The following is a 20,654-nucleotide window of genomic DNA, read 5'->3' as shown; positions in this document are numbered from 1 at the left end:
AGGGCGCACGGGGGCGGCGGATGCGGGGTGTCGGGCGAGGAGGGGGACGTTCATCCTCCACCACGACACCTACTGGGTGTGAGCTGCCTCCCGCATGTCGACCCCGTACGCCTCCTCCCGCACGTCGGCGTCGGGGTGCCGGCGCAGCCCGGTCAGCAGGCCCCGCCACGGCTCCGGCCAGCCGGAGACCGCCCCGTGCCGGACCAGCGCCACCGCGAACAGCCCGCCGGCCAGGTCGCCCCGGCCGGCCAGCCGCGCCACCACGTCGTCGAGCCCGGTCAGGTCCGGCCAGTCCGGGAGGGCGCGCAGCCGCGCGCCGACCCGTCCGGCGGCGCGTACCGCGAGGACGGGCCGGCCCGCGCAGAGCGCCGCGACCTCGTCCAGGTTGTCCAGCCGGCCGAGGTCGACCAGCAGGCCGGCGGCCGTGCCGACGAAACCGGGCCGGCCGGCGAGCCGCCGGGCGGCGTCGACGAGCGCGGTCCGGTCGGCGTCGGCCGGCCGGTGCGCGACCCGCACGGCAGCGCCCCGGGCGAGCACGTCGACGCGCCGCCGGGCGGGTCGGTCGGCGGCCGGGTCGCCGGGCCGGTCGTCGGCGGCGTCCCGGTCGACCAGCCGCGCCAGCGCGATGCCGAGCACCTCGTCGCCGCCGGCCCGCAGCAGGTCGGCCACCGCCACGTCGACAAGCGTCTCGTCCAGGTCGGTGAGCCGGTCGACGACCAGGTCGGTGACGTCGGCCAGCCAGGGCGCCCACTCCCCGAGCCGACCGAACGCGGCACGCCGGACCTCCCGGTCGGGGGCGCGACACGCCTCGACGACGAGCGCGGCGTAGCGGGGCCGGTGGCGTTCCGGAATCCAGTACGGATACGCGCCGAGGACCGCGCGTCGTTCCTCGCGGCTGCCGTCGACCGCGGCCCGCAGGACGGTCCAGCTCGCCTCCGGGGTCAGCCGCTGCCGGGCGGCGGAGACGATCGCCGCCCGCAGGTCCCGGTGCGTTCCCGCATCGAGGTACGCGTCGCGCAGCGTCGCCATCGCCGCGGGCGGCCCGTAGCGGGCCAGCAGCCGGGCGGCCTCCTTCCGGCTGGTGATCTTCGCGGGCCCGGTCCGCAGCAGCGCGCCGAGCAGGTCGACCAGCCTGGACGGCGGGACGTGCCGGGCGGCACGGGCCGCCGCGTACAGCGCGACCCGGGCCCGGTCGCCGTCGGCGTACCGGAGCAGCACCGGCAGCGCCTCGTCCGGGCGGTCGGTCCGGACCAGCGCGCCCAGTGCCGCCTCGGCGACCGGCACCTCGGGCGCGTCGAGGTGGCGCCGGACCAGCGCCCGCCCGGCGTCACCGAGGCCGGCGGCGGCCCGGATGGCCGTCGCGCGCTGCCACACGACGTGGCCGGGGTCGGTGACGACCAGCTCCTGAAGCTCCACGAAGCGGGCCTGCTGTCGGGGCAGCCAGCGCGCGGCGCCCGGCGCGTGGCCGGGCACCCAGCGCGTCCCGGCCATGACGAACCGGCCGCGCGGGCGGCGGCGGCCCAACGCCCGGTCGAGCAGGTCGGTGCGGACGCGTCCGACCGCCTCCCACACCTCGTGCAGCGTCACCGCCGACGCGTCGACGTCGAGCACCTCGGCCACCCGCTCGGCGCGGGTTCCCGGGTCGGCGAGCCACAGCGCGATCGCCGTCCGCGCCACCGAGGGCGGCGTGTCCCGGGCGAGCGCCCGGCGCAGCAGCCCCTGGAGCGCGGGCAGCCGCCAGGCCCGCTTGCCCAGCGCGTACGTGAGCGCGAAGAGCGGGGCGTGGTTGCCGCGGGTCATGCCGGCCTCGACCCAGCCGCGCAGCCGCTCGAAGACCATCGACTCCTGCCCGCGCCGCAGCACCTGGTCGAAGCGGCGCAGCATCGGCACGGTCGCGCCGCTGCTCACCCGGTCGATGGTGAGCAGCGCCCAGCCGCGTAGCGGCGCCACGTCGACGTGGCGCGCCAGCACGTCGGCGGCGAGGTGGCTCAGCGCCGACGTGGTGGCGGCCGAGGCGTCCCGCGCGTCGACCGCGTCGGTGGTCACCCGCGTCAGCCCGCCGGCCGTGTCGGCGGTGAGCAGCGGCGCGACCCGGGACAGCGCGGTGAGCGCGGAGGCGCGTACCGGATCCTGCTCGTTGCGCAGCCGGGCGAGCCGGGCGACCAGCTCGGCCACCACGCGCGGGTCGCGGGAGCGGCGGGCGGCGGCCACCAGCAGCGCCCAGCCGGTGGCCCGCTCGTCCGCGTCACCGGAGCGCACCGCGCCGTCCAGCGCGGCGGACGCGTCCGGCCACGGCAGGTAGGCGCTCCACGCGCGGACGTCGGCCTCCCGTTCCCGGATCCGGGGCAGGCCGAGCACCCGGGTCGCCTCCCGGACCCGGACCGTCGCCGGCAGCACGTCCATGACCTCGGCGGCCGGCACCAGCAGCGTGCTGTCGGCACCGGCCAGCGCCCGGTCGTACAGCTCGCCGCGCCGGCCCGGCGCGACGGCGTCGAGCAGCGCCGCGAGACCGCGGCCGTGGTCCCGGAGCCGGGCGGCGAGCGGTGCCAGCTCGTCGGTGGGCAACGTCGCGAGGCGGCGTCGCAGCGCCGGCGTCGACGCGGTCCGGGCCACCCAGGCCGCGCGCCCCGGCGCGGTGAGCAGGCGTACGACGCGGGCCGCGTCGTAGGCGGCGAGCCGCCCGTACGCGACCGGCGGGCCGGGCAGCGACTGCTCGGGCGCGTACCGTTCGAGCAGGTCGAGCGCTTCCGCCGGGTCGCATCGCAGCACCGCGCCGGCGACCTCGCCCCAGATCCGGGCGCGTTGCTCGGGCGGGGCCGCGGCCAGCCGCTCGCGGGTCCGGGCCAGCAGCGTGCCGGCGTGCCGGCGGACCAGCCGCTCCGGGTCGAGCGCGTGTTCCAGGTCGGGCAGCAACTCCCGTACCGTGTCGGTGCCGCAGGCCGGCAGCAACGCGGCGGCCTCCTCGTCGCCGAACCGGTCGCGTACCTCGGTGATCAGCGCGTCGGCGACGGCCGGCACGGGCCGGCGGCGCAGCGTGCGGTAGACCCGCCGCCGGTCGGCGGCGGGTCGGTCGGCGAGGTCGCCGGGCGGCGTGCCGGCGCGCAGCGCCATGGCGAGTGCGGTGGCCCGGATCGACGGCAGCGGGTCGTGGGTCGCGGCGGCGACGGCGGCGTCGTCCCGGACCACCATGGCGGCGATCAACGCGAGCCGCCGGGAGTAGGCGTCCCGGCCGCGGAGGTCGGCGCAGACCCGGGCGCGGTCGGGCGCGGTGCGTGCCCAGTCGGCGAGGTGGCGCATCCGGGCCCGGTGGGGGAGTGGGTCGAGCGACGTCAGCAGCGCGCGGGTGGCGGTGAGCACGACGCACATTGTGCCGGTGGGTGGCGCGCCCCGGGTGCCGGCCCGACGCCGGGCGGACCGGAATCCCGCGCGTCCACCATTCCTGCAATTCCTATGTAAATTGCGGATTTTCAGCGTTCTCTCAGGTCTTTTCCGATTGACATCAATGGGACCGTCGGGGATATTCCTAGCGGCGCATCGGGGCGCGGGGCGAGCAGATGGAGTCTGCGATTCCGGCTGTGCGACGTGCGCGTAATTGTCGGTGTGCCCTGCTCCGCGGGGCGCGGAACAGGTTTGGAAGAATGATCAATCGCGCCGTCGAATTCGCCAAGCACAATACGCCGAACTCCATGCGCGTCGCGGCCCGGCGGGCGCAGATGGAAACGCGCAACACCCGGATGCGGCTCACCGTGCCGGTCGTTTCCCGCAGCGAATTCGACAATATCTTCCACTGCACCGTCCGCAAGACGGGCAGCCAGTGGATCAAGGCGTTGTTCAGCGATCCGACCGTCTACCGTCATTCCGGGCTGCTGCCGTACGACCCGCGCTTCTACGCCGGCGGGGCTACCGCACCCGTCCCGCGCGGCCGGGTCGGCCTCGCGATCTTCCTGTCCCACCGCCGGTTCGAGGCGGTGCCGAAGGCCGGCACGTACCGCGCCTTCTTCGTGATCCGCGACCCGCGCGACGTGGTGGTGTCGAGCTACTTCTCACTGCGGAACTCGCACGCCCCGATGGGTGACATCCCGCAGGCCCGGAAGGCCCTCCAAGAGAAGTCGAAGAAGGAGGGGATGCTCTACGTCATCGACCGCCTCCGCGACAAGAAGCAGTTCGGGCAGATGCGCTCGTGGGCGGTGGCACCGCCCGCGGAGACGTTCCGCCTGTTCCGCTACGAGGACCTGACCGGCGACCGGCAGGCCGAAGAGGTGGACCGGCTGATGCGGCACTGCGGCATCACGCTTCCGCCGTCCGACCTGACCGCGCTCCTGGCCCGCTACAGCTTCACGAAGATGAAGAAGGACAAGGAGACGCCGGGCCGGATCTCCCACTACCGCAAGGGCGCGGCCGGCGACTGGCGCAACCATTTCGACGACGACATCTACGCCGCCTACACCGCGGCGGCCGGTGACCTGGCCGAGGTGCTGGGCTACCCCGCCCGCGACGCGGTCGCCGCCCGGCCCGACGGGTCGGACCCGGCGGCCCGGTAGGGGTTGTCGGCCGATCGCCGTATCCTGCTGCCGTGGCCCTGCGGTTCACCACGCGCGCGTCCGACTCCGGGTGGGTCGACACGGTGTGGACCTGCGCCAGCGGGCCGGTCACGGAGATGACGTCGGTGGCCACCGCGTGCTGGGGCCTGGTGTTCTGGCAGTGCGACGGCCAGCCGTACGCGAGCGTCTCCGGGCCCGAGACCGGCGCGGGCGTCGCGCCGGTGCCGGCGGGCGCCGCCTTCGTCGGCATCGAGTTCGCGGTGGGGACGTCGCTGCGCGCCCTCCCCGCCCCGGCCCTGGTCGACCGCGGCGCCGCACTGCCCGACGTCACCCGTCGGACGTTCCGGCTGGCCGGCGACCGGTGGGAGACACCGGGCCCGGACGACGCCGAGGCGCTTGTCGAGCGGCTGGTCCGGGCCGGCGCGGTGGTCCGCGACCCGGTCGTCGCCGAGCTTCGCCGCGGCCACCGCCCCTACGCGTCGCCGCGCACCGTGGAACGTCGGTTCCGGGCGGCGACCGGGCTGACCCAGGGCGCCGTGCGGCAGATCGAACGGGCCCGGGAGGCCGCGGCGCTGCTGGCCGCCGGCGTTACGGTGGCCGAGGCGGTCACCCGGCTCGGGTACGTCGACGAGCCGCACCTGGCCCGCGCGCTGCGCCGGTACGTCGGGCGGACGGCGGGGCAGTTGCGTGCCGGCAACGGCCGACCGATCGCGCTGGACCTGGGTCAGCGGACCACGTCGTAGATCAGCTTCAGCACACCGTTCGAGTAGGTCTCGGACTCCCGCAGCCGCAACGTCTGCTTGTCCTTGTCGGTGGTGCTGAACAGACGCTTCCCGGCGCCGAGCAGCACCGGGAAGACGAGCAGGTGGTACCGGTCGACCAGACCGGCGTCCGACAGGCGGCGGGCGAGTTCCGCGCTGCCGTGGATGAAGACCGCCCCGCCCTCGCCCCGTTTGAGCGCGGCCACGTCGTCGGTCGAGCGCAGGATCGTCGTCGGGCCCCAGCCGTCGACGAGCGCGTCGTCGGGCAGGCCGGACGAGACCACGTACTTCGGCAGCTCCCGATAGTCGGCGTGGTCGTCGGAGTCCCGCCAGACCGGCGCGAACGCCTGGTAGCTGCGGCGGCCGAACATCAGCGCCGTGGTGTCGGCGAGTTCCTCGCCCTTGAGGCCGAAGGCCTCCGGCACGAACTCGATGTCCTGCACCACCCAGCCGCCGCTGCGGTGCTCCTCGCCCGGCCCGCCGCCGGGGGAGTCCACCACGCCGTCGAGCGACAGGAAACCGGTATAGACAAGATCACGCATGGGGGAATGCTAGGAATCCGGGTGGCCCGGTGTCTTGTACGGAAACGACACGTCAGGGCAGCGGGACCACGTAGGAGTCGACGCGGGCGATGAGCCCGTCGCGGAACGTGAACAGGTCGTTGAAGGCGAAGCGGAACGGCCCGTGCGCCACGCTGACCCCGCGGCCCTCGCCGGTCACCACGACGACGGGACCGTCCTCGTGCACCCGCTCGACGTCGAGCTGCGGGCTGCCGGCGAACGCCGGGTTCTCGATCTCGCCGTCGAACTCCGCCCGCCCCCGGGTGGTGCGGTGACCGTGGATGACCCATTCCACGTCGTCGGTGAGCGTCGCCAGGATGCGCGGGTGGTCGCTGGCCCGGAAGCCGGCGAAGTATTCGTCGACCAGGTCACGCTGGCTGATCTGCGGCACTGTCGGCTCCTGCGGCGGAAAGGTGGGCGGCGAGGGCGTCGAGGATCGAGGCGAGCCCGTCCGCGGCCCGGGCGGTCCGCAGCTCCGGCGGGAGCCGGCGCTGGTGGACGGTCAGCTCGGTGCCCTCGCCGGCGGGCCGGAGCGTCACGGTCGTGCGCAGGCCGGTCACCGGTTCGTCGAAGACGAGCTCGCGCGGCGGGTCGAGGCGTACGTAGACGAAGCGGAGTCGGCGGGTCGCGCCGTCCGGGGCGCGGGTGTCGAGCGCGAACTCGCCGCCGGGCCGCGCGTCCACGGTCACCGACCCGGGTGGCACCTCGGCGTGCGAGCCGCCCCAGAACGCCGCGAGGCTCGCCGGCGTGGTGAAGGCGGCCCAGACCCGGGCCGCCCCGGCACGGAGGTGTCGACGGGCGATCAGTTCGTCGCCGTGCCGCTCGGCGCGGGCGGTCACCGGGCCCCCGCCTCGTCGTCGAGGTGACGGTCGAGCGCGTCGAGCCGGTCGTCCCAGGCCCGGCGCTGCTCGTCGATCCAGGCTCCGACCAGTGCGAGCTGGTCGGCCCGGAGCCGGCAGGGTCGTCGGGTGCCCTCGCGGCGTTGCGCGACCAGGCCGCAGCGGCGCAGCACGCCCACGTGGTGGGAGATCGCCTGCGGGGTCAGGTCGAACGGCTCGGCCAGCTCGCCCACCGTGGCGTCACCGTGGGCGAGGCGGGTCACCAGGGCGCGGCGGACGGGGTCACCGAGCGCGGCGAACGCGAGGTCGAGGTCGGACACGTCCCCACCCTAATCCAAACCTACGCTTGCGCAAGTGCTTGTTTGTATTCGGCTCCGGCGTTTCGGCGGGACCGGGAGCGGGCACGCCGGGAGAAGGGAGGTCGATGTGAACAGACCGAGCCGACCTGACCGGCGGCGACTGTGGGGCCTGTCGGTGCTCGCCACCGCGCTGCTGGCCGGCGCCTGCACCGACGGCGGGACTGACCCGAACCGGGGCGCGCCCCCCGCACCGTCGACGGTCCCCACGTCCGCCGCCGCACCGTCGGCGTCGTCGTCGACCGCCACGACCGTGACCATCCCGAGGTCCGCGTTCGTCGACCTGCCCGCGGAGCTGCGCAAGGGTGCCCCCCAGCCGATGGAGGTCGCCGACGCGCTGCCGAAGCTGTGCGCCGAGGAGTTCGCCACCGGCGGCCGATCGGTGACCGCGGGCGCCGCGATGATGAGCACCTACCAGACGCCCGGGGACCCACCGGAGAACGTCCCCTACGGCACGCTGCACCAGACCGTCTTCGCCTTCACCGGCACCGGCGCCGGCGACTACCTGCGCCGGGTCCGGGCAGCGCTGGCACTCTGCCGCTCCTTCCCGGAGCGGGGCGCCACCGTCACCGTCCGGTCGCAGCCGCTGGCGAGCACCGGCGACGACGCGCTGCTGGTGACGCTGACCCGGCCGGCGACGAGCCTCGACGGAAGCCCGGCCGAGGGCACCACCACCAGCCAGATCACGGTGGTGAAGCTCGCCGACGCGGTGACCGTCGTGCACGACCAGGGCTGGGAGGGCAGCAGCGACAACCCCGACCTCGCCGACGACGTCGCCCGCGCCGCCGCCCGCGGGCTCGACTCCTGGCAACGGTGAGCCGGCCCGCATCGGCGGCCCGCCGAGACGGGCCGTCCGCGAGGACCGGGGGCAACCGGAAGGCCCGTCAGGAGACCGCGGTCCGCACCAGCTCGGTGAGCCGCTTCTCCACCATCGGGCTCCACCGCAGCAGCGCGAACGACGCCGGCCACATGTCGCCGTCGTCGAGGTTGGCCGCGTCCTGGAAGCCCACCGTCGAGTAGCGGTAGTTGAACTTCCCCGAATCCTGGAAGAAGACCACGATCTTGCCGGCCGCGTTCGCGTACGCGGGCATGCCGTACCAGGTCTTCGGCGACAGCTCGGGAGCGGCGGCGGTGATCGTCACGTGTACGCGCTCGGCCAACTCGCGGTCGGCCGGCGCCATCTGCGCGATCCGGTCGAGGACCGCCTGCAACTCGTCGGCCTTCTTCCCGCCCTTCTTCCCCTCGGCGCGCAGCTCGGCCGCGCGCTCCTTCATCGCGGCGCGTTCCTCGGCGCTGAAGCCCTCGCTCATCTCGGTTCCCCCTCGTTCCCCGGCGGTCGACGTGACGCCGCCCCGCTCAGCAGAAACGCTACGACCGCCGCTGCCCACCCGCTTCTCGATTCCTGATCGCTTCGGGAGTGAGGCGGGGCCCCCGCTTAACGCCTCCGGTATAGGTGGGGCCCCTTCTCACGCGTCAGGCGCAACGGGGACAGCCGGCAGCGTCACGGCGGCCTATGATCCGGTGATCGCTCCCGCACCCTGGTGGCCGCCGTGACCGAGGAGCGTGGCCTGGCCGGGCCGGCCGCCTTCACCTCGCCGGACGGTCGCACGCCCACGGTCCGCGCCATACTCCTCGACATGATCGAGGAGTACGCGCGCCACACCGGACACGCCGACCTGCTCCGCGAGGCGGTGGACGGGCGGGTCGGCGAGGGCGCGCCGGCGGACTTCACGATCTGAGGCGTGACCCGCTGACGAGCCGATGAGTTTGGCATGCGACGGCGGTCCACCCGTCGACATCACCTGGAACATGAAGGAGCACCACGATGGCGAAGGTCGTCTCCACGTTGTTCATCTCGGCCGACGGCGTCGCCGAGATCGACCCGGACTGGCACTTCCCCTACTTCGACGACAACATGGGCCGCGCCGTCACCGAGGACTACGACACCTCCGACGTCCTGCTGATCGGCCGGGAGACCTACGACAGCTTCGCCGGCGCGTGGCCGGGCCGGGAGGCCGAAGGCGGCGACGACGCGCCGTTCGCCAAGCAGCTCGGCGACATGCGCAAGGTGGTCGTCTCCCGCCAGCCGCTGGAGTTCTCCTGGCGCAACTCCGAGCTGGTCCAGGGCGACCTGGTCGACGCGGTGACGGCGCTCAAGGCCGACGCCGGCATCAAGGGCGTCCTCATCCCCGGTTCGATCTCGGTGGTGCAGCAGTTGCTCGCCGCCGGGCTGGTCGACGAGCTGCGGCTGCTGGTGCACCCGGTGGCGGCCCGCAAGGGACGCAAGCTGTTCGACGAGGGCGACCGCCCGTACCACCTCCGGGTGACCGCGACGGAGGCGTACCCGACGGGCGTCATCCGGGTCATCTACGCGCCGGCCGACGCACCGGGCCAGGCCGGTTACGACGACGCGAAGGAGCAGTTGGTCACCGGGAGCTGACGGGCGGGGCAGCGGCGGGCCCGCACGCCGTGGCAAGATCCGCGGCGTGCGCCGCGGCCCGTTGCTCCTGACCGGTGCGGCGGTGTGCGCCGTGCTGCACGCCGTCGGCGTCCTGGCGGCGCACCCGGTGTGGCGCGGCGCCGAGGTGCTGAGCCTGGCCTTGCTGCTCGCCTACGCGCTGACCCGTGGCCTGCCGGCCCCGCGCTGGTCGGTGCCGGCGGCGCTGGCGGTGCTGCTGGTGGACGCGGTCCGCACCATGCCGGCGGCGCCCGGCGGCCGGGAGTTCGGCTGGACGGTGTACGGCCGGATCGAGCACGTCGACGTCACGGCCGGCTTCGCGGCGGGCCTCACCGCCTGCGGGGCGGCGCTGGCCGCGACCGTGCTGCTGCTGGTCGGGTGGCGCGCCCGCGTCACGCGTGGCCCGGTGGTGACCGCCGCGCTGGTGGCGGTGCCGCTCCTCGGGTACGCGCTGATCCGGGTCGTCGACCTTCGGCGGGACCTGCTGGCCGAGCAGCGGTCGCGGCCGGGTGGGCCGGACGTGGCGGACGCGGTGGGCGCGCTGATCCTGGCGGTCCTTCCGGCGCTCGCCCTCGCGCTGACCGCGCTGGCGCTCGCCGTGCTGCTGGTTGGCCGGGGTCGCTGGCTCGCCGCGGCCGGCGCGGTCCTGTTGTCGCTGGTGGCATGGCCACTGATCGACACCAGCATCGACGCGGTGCGGCTGCCCGTCCCGACGTTCACCGAGTCCGAGGTGCTGTACGCCGTCACGCCCACGGCGGCACTGCCGCAACCGGTGCCGGCGCTCGCCGTGCTGGTCGAGCTGACCGCTTACCTGCTGCTCGTCGCCGGCCTCGCCGGAGCCGGGCGCCGCGCGCCCGCGGCGCCCGCGCCGGTGGCCGGTCCGGGGTAACCGCTGGCGGTCCGCCGGGCGCGCCGCTACGATCCTCGGCGATGACTCTCTCGTGCAGATTGGGGGCCCGGTTCGCGCAAGGTGAGTGCTGATGCGCTCTCCGGTTGCGAACGCGGATTTCCGCCTCTCCCTCTGGCAGCGGGTGCGTGAGTACGCCGTCCCGCCCGACATGATCCAGGCCGCGACCGCCCGCCGTTCGGTGGGCGACTGGGCCGGCGCCTGTGCGGTCACCCGCGTCGACGTCGATCTGAGCCTGCGCGCGGTCGTCCACCGGCACGGCCGGGAGCTGGCCGCGCGGCTCCGCGACGACCTCCGGCACCTGGCGCCCGACCTGTTGCGCTGGCACCTGCCGAGGACCGCCCCGGACGGGCTGCTGCGTCCCGGGCTGACCGTCACACTGGCCCGGTACGGCCCGCCCGGCCGGGGCGGTGCCGGGGCGGCGCAGCTCGTGGCGCGGACACCGCCGGCGTGGGCCGACGCCGGGCAGCGGATCAGCCTGGCGGTGTGGGCCGGCCCCGGCGACGACGTGGCGGCCCACCCGCATCCCCGTCCCGACCGTCGCTTCCGGCTCGACCTGCACCGCCACCTGTGGGATGCGCGCCGGGCAGGTGAACTGCGGGTCCGCTCCGGTGCCGACCTGCCGGCGGTCGACTCGGCGGGGCCGGCCCACGGATATCCGGCACACCGGTGGCCGGCCGAGGCGGCGCTGCTGCTCCGGGCCGAGGGCTCGACCGGCGAAGCGGTGGCGGTGCGGCTCGGGTCCCGTCGCCGCCTGATCCTGCAACGCCGGGGCGGCGGGTGGACGGCCCGGTCAGGCCGGTCGACCGCGCTGCCGGTGCTGCCGGACGCGGCGACCCGGACACCGCCGGACGTGGAACTGCTGCGTCATCGGATGATCGAGCCCGACCGGCTGCACCCGCTTGTGGCGTCGGCGCTCGCCCCGGACGCTCCGGCCACCGTCCGGGCCCGCGACGACCGGCCGGGGGACCGGCCCCGCCTGGTCGACTGCCGTGGCGTCCGGCACCGGATCGGCCTCGTCGACGGTGTGCTCGCGCCGCTGGACCACGACCCGGCGGAGGTACGCCGGGAGGAGCTGCTCGCCACGCTCACCGGTACGCCGCTGCCGTGCCTGCGCGCGATCGACGAGGCGCACCGCCGGCCCGAGTCCCTGCCCGACATCCGCGCCCGCCTCGACCACGGCGACCTGCCCGGCGCGGTGGCGGCGGTCGAGGCGCTGCTCGGGCCGGACGCGCTGCTGCGCCACGGTGAGCTGCGCGCGGAGCTGGAGGACGCCGCGCTCCGGCGGATCAGCCACGGGCTGTTCCGGGCCGGGCTCGCCGGCCGCTGCCCGGTGCCGTCCACCCGGGACCCGCGATCCGCCTCGGACCGGCGTTCCCACCCTCGTCACGCCCTTTTCCGCTGACCGGGCCGCAGCCCGTCACGAACCCCCAAGGTGATGCTCATGCCCCCTGCCGCCATCCGGACCGACACCCACCCGCCGGCGCAGCTCGATGTCGCCGCCGACCTGATCGCCCTGCTCGGGACCAGCGCCACCGAGCCGCGGCCCGACCCGCAACTGGAGGCGCTGACGCTGGCCGTGGCCGCCGATCTGCCGGTGCTGCTCTGGGGCGCGCCGGGCATCGGCAAGACGGCCGCGTTGACCCAGCTCGCCGCGTCCCTTGATCTGCCGCTGACCACGGTGATCGCCAGTGTGCACGAACCGTCCGACTTCGCCGGTCTGCCGGTCGTCGGCGACGACCCGGCCACCCAGGGCGTGCCGATGGCGCCGCCGGACTGGGCGGTGCGCCTGGTCCACGCCGGCCGGGGACTGCTGTTCCTGGACGAGCTGTCGACCGCCCCGCCCGCGGTGCAGGCGGCACTGCTCCGCCTCGTGCTGGAACGGCGCGTCGGCAGCCTGCGCCTGCCGCCCGGGGTCCGGATCGTGGCCGCCGCCAACCCGCGTACCTCGGCCGCCGACGGCTGGGAGCTGAGCCCGCCGCTGGCCAACCGGTTCGTCCATCTCCAGTGGAGCCACGACCACGAGGTCGTCGTCCGCGGTCTCGGCGGCACCTGGCCCCGGGCGGCCCTGCCCCGGCTCGACCCGGCGCGGCTGGCCGGCGCCGTCGAACACGCCCGCCGCGCGGTGTGCACGCTGCTGTCGGCCCGCCCGACGCTGGTGCACCGGTTGCCGACCAGCGAGGCCGGCCGGGGCGGCGCCTGGCCCTCGCCGCGTAGCTGGGAGATGGCGCTGCGGCTGATCGCGTTCGCCGCCGCGGCGGACACCTCGCGGGACGTGCTGTCCGCACTGGTCCGCGGCGCGGTGGGCGACGGGCCGGGGCTGGAACTGCTGGCCAGCCTGGACCGGATGGATCTGCCCGACCCGGAGGAGGTGTTGGCCGATCCGCACGCCGCCGCCCTGCCCGAGCGGGGTGACCTGCGCCAGGCCGTGCTGGACGCGGTCGTGGAGGCGGTCCGGCGTCGCCCGGAACGCGCCCGGTGGGACGCGGCCTGGACGCTGCTCGGCCGGGCGGCGGAGACCGGAGCCCCGGACCTGGTGGTCGTCCCCGCCGCCACGCTGGCCCGGCTACGCCGCGAGGACTGGGACATCCCGCCGGTGATCGACCGCCTCACCGCGGTGGCGTCGCTGTCGCGGGGCGCCGACGAGACGGCGGCCCGGGTCGCGGCCGGCCGATGAGCGCCACCGTCGTCCTCGACCGGGACAAGCTGCTCACCGCCCGCCTGTACGCGGCGCGAGTCCGCCCCTATCTGGCCACCGCGCTGTTCGCGCTGCACGTGGTCGAGTCCCGCCGGGTCCCCACGATGGCCGTGGACCGGCACTGGCGCTGCTACGTCTCGCCGCTGTTCGTGGCCCGTACGCCGGTGGCGGACCTCGCCGCCGTGTGGGTGCACGAGGTGTCCCACCTGCTGCGGGACCACCACGGCAGGGGTGACCGGTTTCTCCGGGAGCACGGGCTGACCGGGGCCGCGGAACGGCTGCGGATCAACATCGCCGCGGACTGCGAGATCAACGACGACGCGTACGGCGACGGGCTGGTCCGGCCCGCGGACGCCGTCGAGCCCGGCTGCCTGCGCCTGCCCGAGGGACAGCTGATGGAGGAGTACCTGCGCCAGTTCCGGCTCGGACCGCTCACCCAGCACCTGGCCTGGCTGGACTGCGGCAGCGGCGCCGACGGCCTGGGCCGGGCGTGGGACCTGGGACCGGACGGCGCGCACGGGCTCACCGAGCAGGAACGGGACGCGGTGCGGTTCCGGGTGGCCGAGGGGATCACCGGCCGGCCCGGGACCGCGCCGAAGGGCTGGCGGCGGTGGGCGGAGGAGGTGTTCCACCCGCCGCAGCCGTGGCGGGAGCTGCTGGGCGCCGCCGTCCGTTCCGCGGTATCGGCCTCCGGGGCGGGCGACGACTACACCTACGGTCGGCCGTCGCGGCGCTCGGCCGGCGTACCCGGTGTGGTCCTGCCGGCGCTGCGCCGCCGGCCACCGCGTGTCTGCGTGGTCGTCGACACCTCCGGCTCGGTCAGCGACACCGAACTGGGCAGCGCGCTGCTGGAGGTCGCCGCGATCGCCCGGGCCGTGGGCGGACGCCGTGACCTGGTCACCGTGCTGCCCTGCGACGCCGCCGCGCACCGGGTGCTGATGCTGTGCCGGGCCGAGGACCTCCCGCTGGTCGGCGGCGGTGGCACGGACCTGCGTACCGGATTCGCGCGGGCGCTGCGGGACGCCCGGCGCCCGGACGTCATCGTCGTGCTGACCGACGGGCAGACGCCTTGGCCCGCCACCCGGCCCTCCTGCCGGACCGTGGTGGGCCTGTTTCCCCGGCCGGTGCGGTGGAGCGAGCAGGACCCGGATCACGTGCCGGACTCGCCGCCGGACTGGGCGCGGGTGGTGACCCTCGGTTCCCCGTCCCGGTGAGCGCGGCGGTCCGGTTCAGTCGAGCAGCGCCAGCAGCGCGTGCAGCGCCGGGTTGGTGCTGTCCACCGGCCAGGCCAACCCGACGTCCACGGTGGGCGTCGGGGCGGCGAACCGGCGCAGCCGTACGCCGGGCAGCCGCAACGCCCGCGCCCGACCGGCCGGCACGGCCGCGACCACGTCGCCGTCGGCCACCGCGCGCAGCAACTGCTCGTCGTCCGGTTCGTGCCGGACCAGCCGGAAGCCGCCGCGCGGCCACACCTGGGCGATGGTCCGGTCGAACATGCCGGGCCCGTTCTCCCGTGGCCACATCACCGCCGGCAGGTCGACCACCTCGGCCCGGCCGATCCGGCGGCGGCCGGCGGCCAGCGGGTGGCCCGCCGGCAACGCCAGCAGCAGCTCCTCGGTGTCGACCGTGCGGCAGGCCAGCGCCGGCTCGTCCACCGGCGGCCGGACGAACGCCGCGTCCAGCCGGCCGGCGAGCAGGCCGGCCACGTTCGGCGCGGTCCACGCCGTCTCGGACACCACCTCGACACCGGGGTGGGCGGCCCGGAACCGGGCGATCAGCGTGTCGACCCGGCCGCCGCGCGCCGACCTGGTGTACGCCAACCGCAGCCGACCACCCCGGCCGCGCGCCAGGTCGCGGATGCGGGCGGTGGCGGCGTCCACCTCGGCGAGCAGCCGGACGGCCTCGTCGGCGACCCGGGCGCCGACCTCGGTCAGCGTGCAGCCCCGGCTGGTGCGGTGCACCAGCGGCACGCCGAGCTGCCGTTCCAGGGCGCGGATCTGCTGGCTGAGCGCGGGCTGGGCGATGCGCAGCCGGGCCGCCGCGCGGGTGAAGTGCAGCTCGTCGGCGAGCACCACGAACGAGCGCAGCCGGCGCAGGTCCGACCAGGCGCCCGGGGCCTCGACCATGCCACCCATCATAAGCGCCGCTTATCGCCGCCGGTCCGATCCGTCTTGGACGGCACCGTCTCCCGGGGGCCACCATCGGCAACACATCGACGGTACGGGCGAGGGGCGCGGATCATGACGACAGCGGACGTGGTGGTGGTCGGCGGCGGGGTGATCGGGATGACCGCGGCGGTCACGCTTCAGCGGCGCGGCGCGCGGGTCACCGTGCTGACCGCCGACGACCCGGCGGACACGGTGTCCACGGTGGCCGCGGCGGTCTGGTACCCGAGCCACACGGAGGCGGATCCGCGGGTGCTGCGTTGGGCCCGGGACACCCACGCCGAGCTGCGCCGCCAGGCCGCCGACGGGGTGCCCGGGGTGGTGGACCGGCCGACCCGGATGTGGTTGCGTCGCCCGTACGCCGGGCCGCCCTGGTGGGCCGACGCCTGCGGTGACCTGGTGGTCGAGCCGGCCCGGCCGCCGTACACCGCGTTGCTGCGGTTCACCGCGCCGACGGTGGAGATGAACCGCTACCTGACCTGGTTGCACCGGCAGGTGGCGGCCGGTGGCGGCCGAATCGTCCGGCGTGCGCTGGACACGCTCGCCGAGGCGTACGAGATCGCGCCGACAGTGGTCAACGCGACCGGCCTGGCCGCCGGCCGGCTCGCCGCCGACCCGGCCGTGCACCCGGCGCGCGGGCACATCGTGCTGGTGGCGAACCCCGGCCTGACCGTCTCGGTACGCGACGAGGACGACCCGGCGGGCGTCACGTACGTGCACCCGCGCCGGCACGACGTGGTGCTCGGCGGCACCTACCAGCCCGGGGTGGGGCACACCCGGCCGGACCCGGAGACGGCGGCGGCGATCCGGCGTCGCTGCGTCGCGTTGGTGCCAGGGTTGGCGGACGCGCCGGTGCTGGGGGAACGGATCGGGCTGCGACCGGTCCGGCACGGCGGGCCCCGGGTCGAGCGGGATCCCGGCGGTGGGCGGCTGGTGCACGCGTACGGGCACGGTGGGGCCGGGGTGACGCTGTCCTGGGGCTGCGCGGCCGAGGTCGCCGACCTGGCCCTGGCGGATTAGGCCTGCGGTGCCGGCGGCTGCGGCGCGGCGGGCGTTCGTGGTTCGCGAGCGGTCCACGCGAGGAACCGGTCGAACAGCGCCGCGGGATCCGGGCCCGGGTTCGGGGTCAGCGCCAGCAGATCCGCCGTGGCGTCGAACAGGCAACCGGCCATGTAGATCGACAGGGACACCCGGTCGCGCCGGTACTCCATCAGCAGCAGGAGCCGGGCCGGCTGGCATGGCCACGGCGCGGCGCAGACGCGGCACAGCCACAGCGGACGACTCGGCAGGTGAGGTCTGACCGCCCGGCGTTGGCGGTTCGGCACGGGGGACCCGTTCGGCGTAGACATACCCCTTACGGTGACCGAGTCGTTGACCCGGGTCAAGGAGTCGGGGCAACTGTCTAGCGTCCGGAACATGGAGCTGGTGGGTGCAGCGGAGATTCGCGTGATGCTTGGCGGGATCAGCAAGCAACGTGTCTACGTCATCACCAGTCACCGGAACTTCCCGGAGCCGGTGGCCGACCTCGTGCAGGGCAAGGTCTGGCTGAGGTCCGACGTCCAGAAGTGGATCAAAGAGCATCGGCCGGAGCTGGCCGGCGACTGATCAGCCCTCGGCGCCCTGTCGACCTGAGAGCGTAAGCGACTCAGGTCAGGTGCTCGGCCAGCGCGACGATGATGCCGCTCGGCCCACGCAGGTAGCAGAGCAGGAAACTGTCCTCGAAGCGCGTCACCTCGCCGACGAGTTCCGCGCCGTGCGGGCGGAGCCGGGCGAGCGTGTCCTCGATGTCGTCGACGGCGAACATGACGCGGTGCAGGCCCCGCGTGTTGGCCGGGGTGACGCTCGGCTCGGGCACGATCGCCCGCGGCGAGTGGTACGTCGCCAGTTCGAGCCGGCCCGGCGCGTCCGGGATCCGCATCATCGCGATCTCGCTGCGCATGTCGTCGAGCCCGACGACCTTCCCCGCCCAGCTTCCCTCGATCGGCATCCGGCCTTCCAACTCCATGCCGAGTGCGGTGAAGAACGCGACGGCGGCGTCGAGGTCGTCGACGACGATGCCGACGTTGTCCATGCGCTGAATCGTCATGTCCCCGAGGGTAGAACGGCGGACCGACGGCCGGCGTTGTGTGCCGCGACCAGGCCCGGCAGTTCGTCGAGCGACCCGATCCGGAACAGGCAGCGCTGCGCCACGGCCGGCAGGTCGAGGATGTGACCCCACGGCCCGCGCCGGATCAGGCACGCCGGCATGCCCGCCGCCATGGCCGCGCCCGCGTCGTTGTCAGGCCGGTCGCCGACGTACAGGATGGACGACGGGTCATGGCCGGCCTCGCGGACGAGCCGCGCGAAGAACGCCGGCGCCGGCTTCGCCACGCCCCAGCCGTGCGACGTGCCGATCACGTCCACCGGAAGGTCGAGTGCGCGCAGGCTCGCCTCGGCGTGTGCCGGCTGGTTGCCGGCCAGGCCGACGCGCAGTCCCTGATCCTTCAGCGCGGTCAGGCACGCCCGCGCGTCCGGGTAGAGATCGTCCTCGTCGAACGACTCCGGCCGGCCGGCGGCGGCCCGCCGCGCCAACTCGGTCGCCAGGTCGAAGTCGGGCCGGAAGGTCCGGAACGCCTCCTGCCAGTTCTGCCCCCGGGCGATCACCGCGCCGAGGACGGCGGAGAACGTGTGCCGGGGCACGCCGAGCCAGCCCGCCCAGTCCGCGAACTCGCGGGACTCGTCGAGGATCGTCCCCCCGACGTCGAAGAAGACCGCCTCGATCATGTGGCCACCTCCACCGGTGTCGCCTCGCCAGCCTGCCGATCTGTTCCCTGAGGTGGTCAGCGCGTGGCGGTCGGCGAGGGCCGCTTGTCGAACGGCCACGGCTGGGGGCCGAAGAGGTCGGTGCAGGCCGATAGCAACTTCTGCTGCGCCTCGGCCACGCGGGCGTCGGCGGGTCCCCGGTCCACCGTCGGGTCGTTCTTCACCCAGAGCCTCTCGGCCTCCATGCCGACCACCACCAGTTCCCGGCCGGCTTCCTGCACGCCCGGATCGACCGACTTGACGGCTCGCGCCCCGGGCCGGGTGCCGGCGCCGAAACCGAGGTCCTGCTTCTCGATCGCGTCGGCCACCAGGCGACATGCGGACGCCGCCGCCAGGTCGGACGGCGCGGTGGGACTGGCCTGAGCGGAGTGGGGCGCGTCGGTGGACGCGCAGCCGGAGACGAGGAGGAGCAGGGAAAGGGAGGCCAGGCTACGGATCACCGCAGGAGGATAGCGATCATTCCCCGGCCGGGCTGCCCCGTGACCTAGGTGACGTCGCGGCGCTTGAGTTTGGCGCGGCGGCCGTCCGGGTGGTGCCAGACGACGCCCTCGTACGCGGGATGTGCCAGCAGCCACTCACGCAGGCCGGGCGCGTCGCGCGGAACGTCCAGCCGGTCGGCCTCGGCGTGCGCGACGAGCGCGTGTCCGCGTACCCCCTCGGGGTTGCCGTTGATCCTGGGGCCGATCAGCTCGAAGGTGCCGGGGCGGGGCTCGCCCGCGTGCGCGGCCAGGGCCTCGGCGTGGTACTTCGCGAACGACGAGCGGTCGATCGGCTCCCAGCCGACGGTCTTGCCGGTGGTCCCGTCGGTCATGACCGGCCGGTAGCCGGGCGGCTGGGCCTTGCCGGGCTTCACCTCGCGCCGGGCCCACCACGTGCCGTCGGTGTCGAGCAGCACGCAGGTGCCGTCGTACTTGCGGGTGGCGACGCCCTCACCGTCGAGCACCCACCGGCACTCGGGGTCGACCTCGTCGAGGACGCGTCGGCGGTCCTCGGGGTCGCGGCGGAACAGCGTGGGGATCTTACGCATGTCGACATGGTCGCACCGGGCACACCGGGGACGCGACGCATATGGAGGGCGGGCACACCGCCCCGGCCGAGGAAGCCCGGCCGGGGCGGTCACCCCGTCTCAGTGGCAGCTACCGGTGCCGCTGTCGGTGTAGGTCTGCCCCGCCACCGGCACGAACTGCCAGTCGTAGGTGGTGGCGTGCAGGGTGAACTTCAGGACCCCGAACGCGCTGCTGTTGCGCGCCTCGCTGTTGGGCTGGATGGTGCCGAAGCCGTAGTGGTCGGCCCCGCCCATCCCGGCGACGAAGCTGCGTAGCCCCCGCGCGGCGTCGTAGCCGCCGTTGGCGTTCATCGGCGCGAACCGCTCGTAGACGTGGTTGTGTCCCCACACGACGACGTCCGCGCCGTAGTCGTAGAGCGCCTGGTAGAGCGGTCGGGTTCCGGTGGACGGCGCGTGGTTGGAGCTGGACGTGTAGAGCGGGTGGTGCCAGTAGGCGAGCGTGCACGGCTTGGTGCTGGCCGCGAGGTCCGCCCGCAGCCACTGCTCCTGCGTCGAGCCGGCGGACATGCCGACGTTGGAGTTCAGCGACACCACGTGCCAGTTGCCCAGGTCGTACGAGTAGTAGCCGCGCCCGCTCGGCCCGGCCTGGCTGCCGTAGTAGCCGTAGTAGCCGCTCGCGCCGGAGGTGTTGTAGTCGTGGTTGCCCGGTGACGGCCGGGTACGCGCCCTGTGCCGGCCCCAGGTGGGCGCGTAGTAGCTGGTGAACTCCGACGCGGTGCCGCTGTTGTAGACGTTGTCGCCGGTGGTGAACACGGTTCCGGAGATGCCGTCGAGCAGCGCGGCGGTGGCGGTGTCCCCGGAGCCCGAGGTGGCGATGTCGCCGGCGCCGACCAGGACCGGGTCGGCCGACGGCGCGGTGGTGCCGGTGGTGACGACCAGTTGCGGGGCGGTGGCGCCGCTCTCCCGGGCGTCGTAGTAGGCGCCGTCGCTGCTGGCGGAGGTGGCCGCCAGGCTGACCGTGCCGTTGCCGGTGACCGCGGCCGTGACGTCCACCTCGTACCAGCTACCGGGGCCGACCGACCCGATCGAGCCCAGCGCGACGCCGTCCACGGCCGGCTGGTTGTTCCAGGTGGTGCCGGTCTCCGACCAGGTGGTGCCGGACATCGCCCGTACGCTGCCGCCGGCGTCGCTGCCGTTGTTGCCGCTGATCGTGTGCAGTCGCAGCTTGGCGCCGGTCACCGTGCCGCTGAGGCCGGTGACCGTGAACCGCAGGAACATCCGGCGGGCGGGGGAGTTGTCCACCACGAGCTGGGTGGCGGTGCCGTAGTTGGTGCCGGCGGTGTCGCTCTGCACGTACGTGTCGGCGACCGGGGCGAACGTGACGCTCGCCGCCGACGCGGCGCCCGAGCCGGTGAGGACGGCGGCCGTGCTGGCGGCGACCAGCATGGTCGCCGCGCCCAGCGTGACCGATGGTCGGGGGAGTCGAATGCCCATCCAGGGCCCCTTCCGTGGGGGTTGTGACAGCCCACGGAAGGTAGGAATGTCGATGGACCGGCGGGCG

General features: G+C 74.8%; 23 protein-coding genes and 1 pseudogene. 11 read left to right on the top strand and 13 right to left on the bottom strand.

Features of this window, described 5'->3' with window-relative positions; all coding sequences use genetic code 11:
• Nucleotides 1-69: 69 nt before the first annotated feature.
• On the bottom strand, nucleotides 70-3,366 hold the full coding sequence (locus AB0B02_RS24765) for a hypothetical protein (protein WP_357303953.1): 3,297 nt from the start codon (nucleotides 3,364-3,366) through the stop codon (nucleotides 70-72).
• 272 nt (nucleotides 3,367-3,638) lie between these two features.
• On the opposite strand from AB0B02_RS24765, the gene AB0B02_RS24760 reads away from it, so the two are divergent.
• Both AB0B02_RS24760 and AB0B02_RS24755 read left to right on the top strand, forming a co-directional pair.
• A complete protein-coding gene (locus AB0B02_RS24760; protein WP_281934878.1) occupies nucleotides 3,639-4,541 on the top strand; it encodes a sulfotransferase domain-containing protein in 903 nt (300 codons plus the stop codon).
• 32 nt (nucleotides 4,542-4,573) lie between these two features.
• Entirely contained in the window at nucleotides 4,574-5,284 is a 711-nt protein-coding gene (locus AB0B02_RS24755; protein ID WP_281934876.1) for a helix-turn-helix domain-containing protein, read from the top strand.
• On the opposite strand, the gene AB0B02_RS24750 is transcribed toward AB0B02_RS24755, so the two are convergent.
• From AB0B02_RS24750 to AB0B02_RS24735, 4 genes are read right to left on the bottom strand one after another with little or no spacing between them, the layout of a single operon-like run.
• Complete coding sequence (locus tag AB0B02_RS24750; RefSeq protein ID WP_281934875.1) at nucleotides 5,266-5,844, bottom strand: dihydrofolate reductase family protein; 579 nt, start codon at nucleotides 5,842-5,844, stop codon at nucleotides 5,266-5,268. The genes AB0B02_RS24755 and AB0B02_RS24750 overlap by 19 nt on opposite strands.
• A gap of 52 nt (nucleotides 5,845-5,896) precedes the next feature.
• Entirely contained in the window at nucleotides 5,897-6,253 is a 357-nt protein-coding gene (locus AB0B02_RS24745; RefSeq protein WP_281934873.1) for a nuclear transport factor 2 family protein, read from the bottom strand.
• On the bottom strand, nucleotides 6,231-6,701 hold the full coding sequence (locus AB0B02_RS24740) for an SRPBCC domain-containing protein (RefSeq protein ID WP_281934871.1): 471 nt from the start codon (nucleotides 6,699-6,701) through the stop codon (nucleotides 6,231-6,233). Before AB0B02_RS24740 ends, AB0B02_RS24745 begins: the two co-directional genes overlap by 23 nt.
• A complete protein-coding gene (locus AB0B02_RS24735) occupies nucleotides 6,698-7,021 on the bottom strand; it encodes a metalloregulator ArsR/SmtB family transcription factor (RefSeq protein WP_281934869.1) in 324 nt (107 codons plus the stop codon). Before AB0B02_RS24735 ends, AB0B02_RS24740 begins: the two co-directional genes overlap by 4 nt.
• A 106-nt stretch (nucleotides 7,022-7,127) precedes the next feature.
• On the opposite strand from AB0B02_RS24735, the gene AB0B02_RS24730 reads away from it, so the two are divergent.
• Nucleotides 7,128-7,874, top strand: a complete 747-nt coding sequence (locus tag AB0B02_RS24730) for a hypothetical protein (RefSeq protein WP_357303947.1) — start codon at nucleotides 7,128-7,130, stop codon at nucleotides 7,872-7,874.
• A gap of 67 nt (nucleotides 7,875-7,941) precedes the next feature.
• Here AB0B02_RS24730 and AB0B02_RS24725 read toward each other — a convergent pair whose 3' ends face one another.
• Nucleotides 7,942-8,367, bottom strand: a complete 426-nt coding sequence (locus tag AB0B02_RS24725; protein WP_281934865.1) for a hypothetical protein — start codon at nucleotides 8,365-8,367, stop codon at nucleotides 7,942-7,944.
• 216 nt (nucleotides 8,368-8,583) lie between these two features.
• Here AB0B02_RS24725 and AB0B02_RS24720 point away from each other — a divergent pair.
• The 6 genes and pseudogenes from AB0B02_RS24720 to AB0B02_RS24695 all read left to right on the top strand — a co-directional run.
• Nucleotides 8,584-8,796: pseudogene (locus AB0B02_RS24720) on the top strand (DUF664 domain-containing protein); the annotation flags it as partial.
• Between the two features lie 86 nt (nucleotides 8,797-8,882).
• On the top strand, nucleotides 8,883-9,497 hold the full coding sequence (locus tag AB0B02_RS24715; RefSeq protein WP_357303944.1) for a dihydrofolate reductase family protein: 615 nt from the start codon (nucleotides 8,883-8,885) through the stop codon (nucleotides 9,495-9,497).
• A gap of 46 nt (nucleotides 9,498-9,543) precedes the next feature.
• Nucleotides 9,544-10,404, top strand: coding sequence for a hypothetical protein (locus AB0B02_RS24710; protein WP_281934861.1), 861 nt, complete (start codon nucleotides 9,544-9,546; stop codon nucleotides 10,402-10,404).
• 91 nt (nucleotides 10,405-10,495) lie between these two features.
• Nucleotides 10,496-11,827: a hypothetical protein gene (locus AB0B02_RS24705; RefSeq protein ID WP_357303939.1), complete on the top strand. Its 1,332-nt coding sequence runs from the start codon at nucleotides 10,496-10,498 to the stop codon at nucleotides 11,825-11,827.
• Between the two features lie 39 nt (nucleotides 11,828-11,866).
• A complete protein-coding gene (locus AB0B02_RS24700) occupies nucleotides 11,867-13,099 on the top strand; it encodes a MoxR family ATPase (RefSeq protein WP_281934857.1) in 1,233 nt (410 codons plus the stop codon).
• Complete coding sequence (locus AB0B02_RS24695; protein ID WP_357303936.1) at nucleotides 13,096-14,334, top strand: VWA-like domain-containing protein; 1,239 nt, start codon at nucleotides 13,096-13,098, stop codon at nucleotides 14,332-14,334. Before AB0B02_RS24700 ends, AB0B02_RS24695 begins: the two co-directional genes overlap by 4 nt.
• 15 nt (nucleotides 14,335-14,349) lie before the next feature.
• Here AB0B02_RS24695 and AB0B02_RS24690 read toward each other — a convergent pair whose 3' ends face one another.
• Nucleotides 14,350-15,246, bottom strand: a complete 897-nt coding sequence (locus tag AB0B02_RS24690) for a LysR substrate-binding domain-containing protein (protein WP_357303933.1) — start codon at nucleotides 15,244-15,246, stop codon at nucleotides 14,350-14,352.
• Between the two features lie 114 nt (nucleotides 15,247-15,360).
• Here AB0B02_RS24690 and AB0B02_RS24685 point away from each other — a divergent pair, with 114 nt between their 5' ends.
• Complete coding sequence (locus tag AB0B02_RS24685) at nucleotides 15,361-16,305, top strand: FAD-dependent oxidoreductase (RefSeq protein WP_281934851.1); 945 nt, start codon at nucleotides 15,361-15,363, stop codon at nucleotides 16,303-16,305.
• On the opposite strand, the gene AB0B02_RS24680 is transcribed toward AB0B02_RS24685, so the two are convergent.
• Nucleotides 16,302-16,634, bottom strand: coding sequence for a hypothetical protein (locus AB0B02_RS24680; RefSeq protein ID WP_357303929.1), 333 nt, complete (start codon nucleotides 16,632-16,634; stop codon nucleotides 16,302-16,304). The genes AB0B02_RS24685 and AB0B02_RS24680 overlap by 4 nt on opposite strands.
• 67 nt (nucleotides 16,635-16,701) lie before the next feature.
• On the opposite strand from AB0B02_RS24680, the gene AB0B02_RS24675 reads away from it, so the two are divergent.
• A complete protein-coding gene (locus tag AB0B02_RS24675) occupies nucleotides 16,702-16,890 on the top strand; it encodes a hypothetical protein (protein ID WP_281934846.1) in 189 nt (62 codons plus the stop codon).
• 40 nt (nucleotides 16,891-16,930) lie between these two features.
• Here the strand turns inward: AB0B02_RS24675 and AB0B02_RS24670 are convergent, their stop codons facing one another.
• From AB0B02_RS24670 to AB0B02_RS24650, 5 genes are all read right to left on the bottom strand, one after another.
• Nucleotides 16,931-17,371 carry a VOC family protein gene (locus AB0B02_RS24670; protein ID WP_281934844.1) on the bottom strand — a complete coding sequence of 147 codons (441 nt, stop codon included), beginning with the start codon at nucleotides 17,369-17,371 and terminating at the stop codon, nucleotides 16,931-16,933.
• The gene (locus tag AB0B02_RS24665) at nucleotides 17,368-18,048 is read right to left on the bottom strand and encodes an HAD family hydrolase (protein ID WP_357303925.1); all 681 of its coding nucleotides are present in this window, start codon (nucleotides 18,046-18,048) and stop codon (nucleotides 17,368-17,370) included. The genes AB0B02_RS24670 and AB0B02_RS24665 overlap by 4 nt, the downstream gene beginning before the upstream one ends.
• Before the next feature lie 56 nt (nucleotides 18,049-18,104).
• Nucleotides 18,105-18,527, bottom strand: a complete 423-nt coding sequence (locus tag AB0B02_RS24660; RefSeq protein WP_357303922.1) for a hypothetical protein — start codon at nucleotides 18,525-18,527, stop codon at nucleotides 18,105-18,107.
• 44 nt (nucleotides 18,528-18,571) lie between these two features.
• A complete protein-coding gene (locus tag AB0B02_RS24655; RefSeq protein WP_357303919.1) occupies nucleotides 18,572-19,114 on the bottom strand; it encodes a hypothetical protein in 543 nt (180 codons plus the stop codon).
• A gap of 99 nt (nucleotides 19,115-19,213) precedes the next feature.
• Nucleotides 19,214-20,587, bottom strand: coding sequence for a DNRLRE domain-containing protein (locus tag AB0B02_RS24650; RefSeq protein WP_357303916.1), 1,374 nt, complete (start codon nucleotides 20,585-20,587; stop codon nucleotides 19,214-19,216).
• Nucleotides 20,588-20,654 lie beyond the last annotated feature (67 nt).

Origin of the sequence: Micromonospora sp. NPDC049240 (assembly GCF_040647835.1) — a bacterium.
GTDB lineage: Bacteria > Actinomycetota > Actinomycetes > Mycobacteriales > Micromonosporaceae > Micromonospora.
This window is presented reverse-complemented; position numbering and strand designations above follow the sequence as displayed.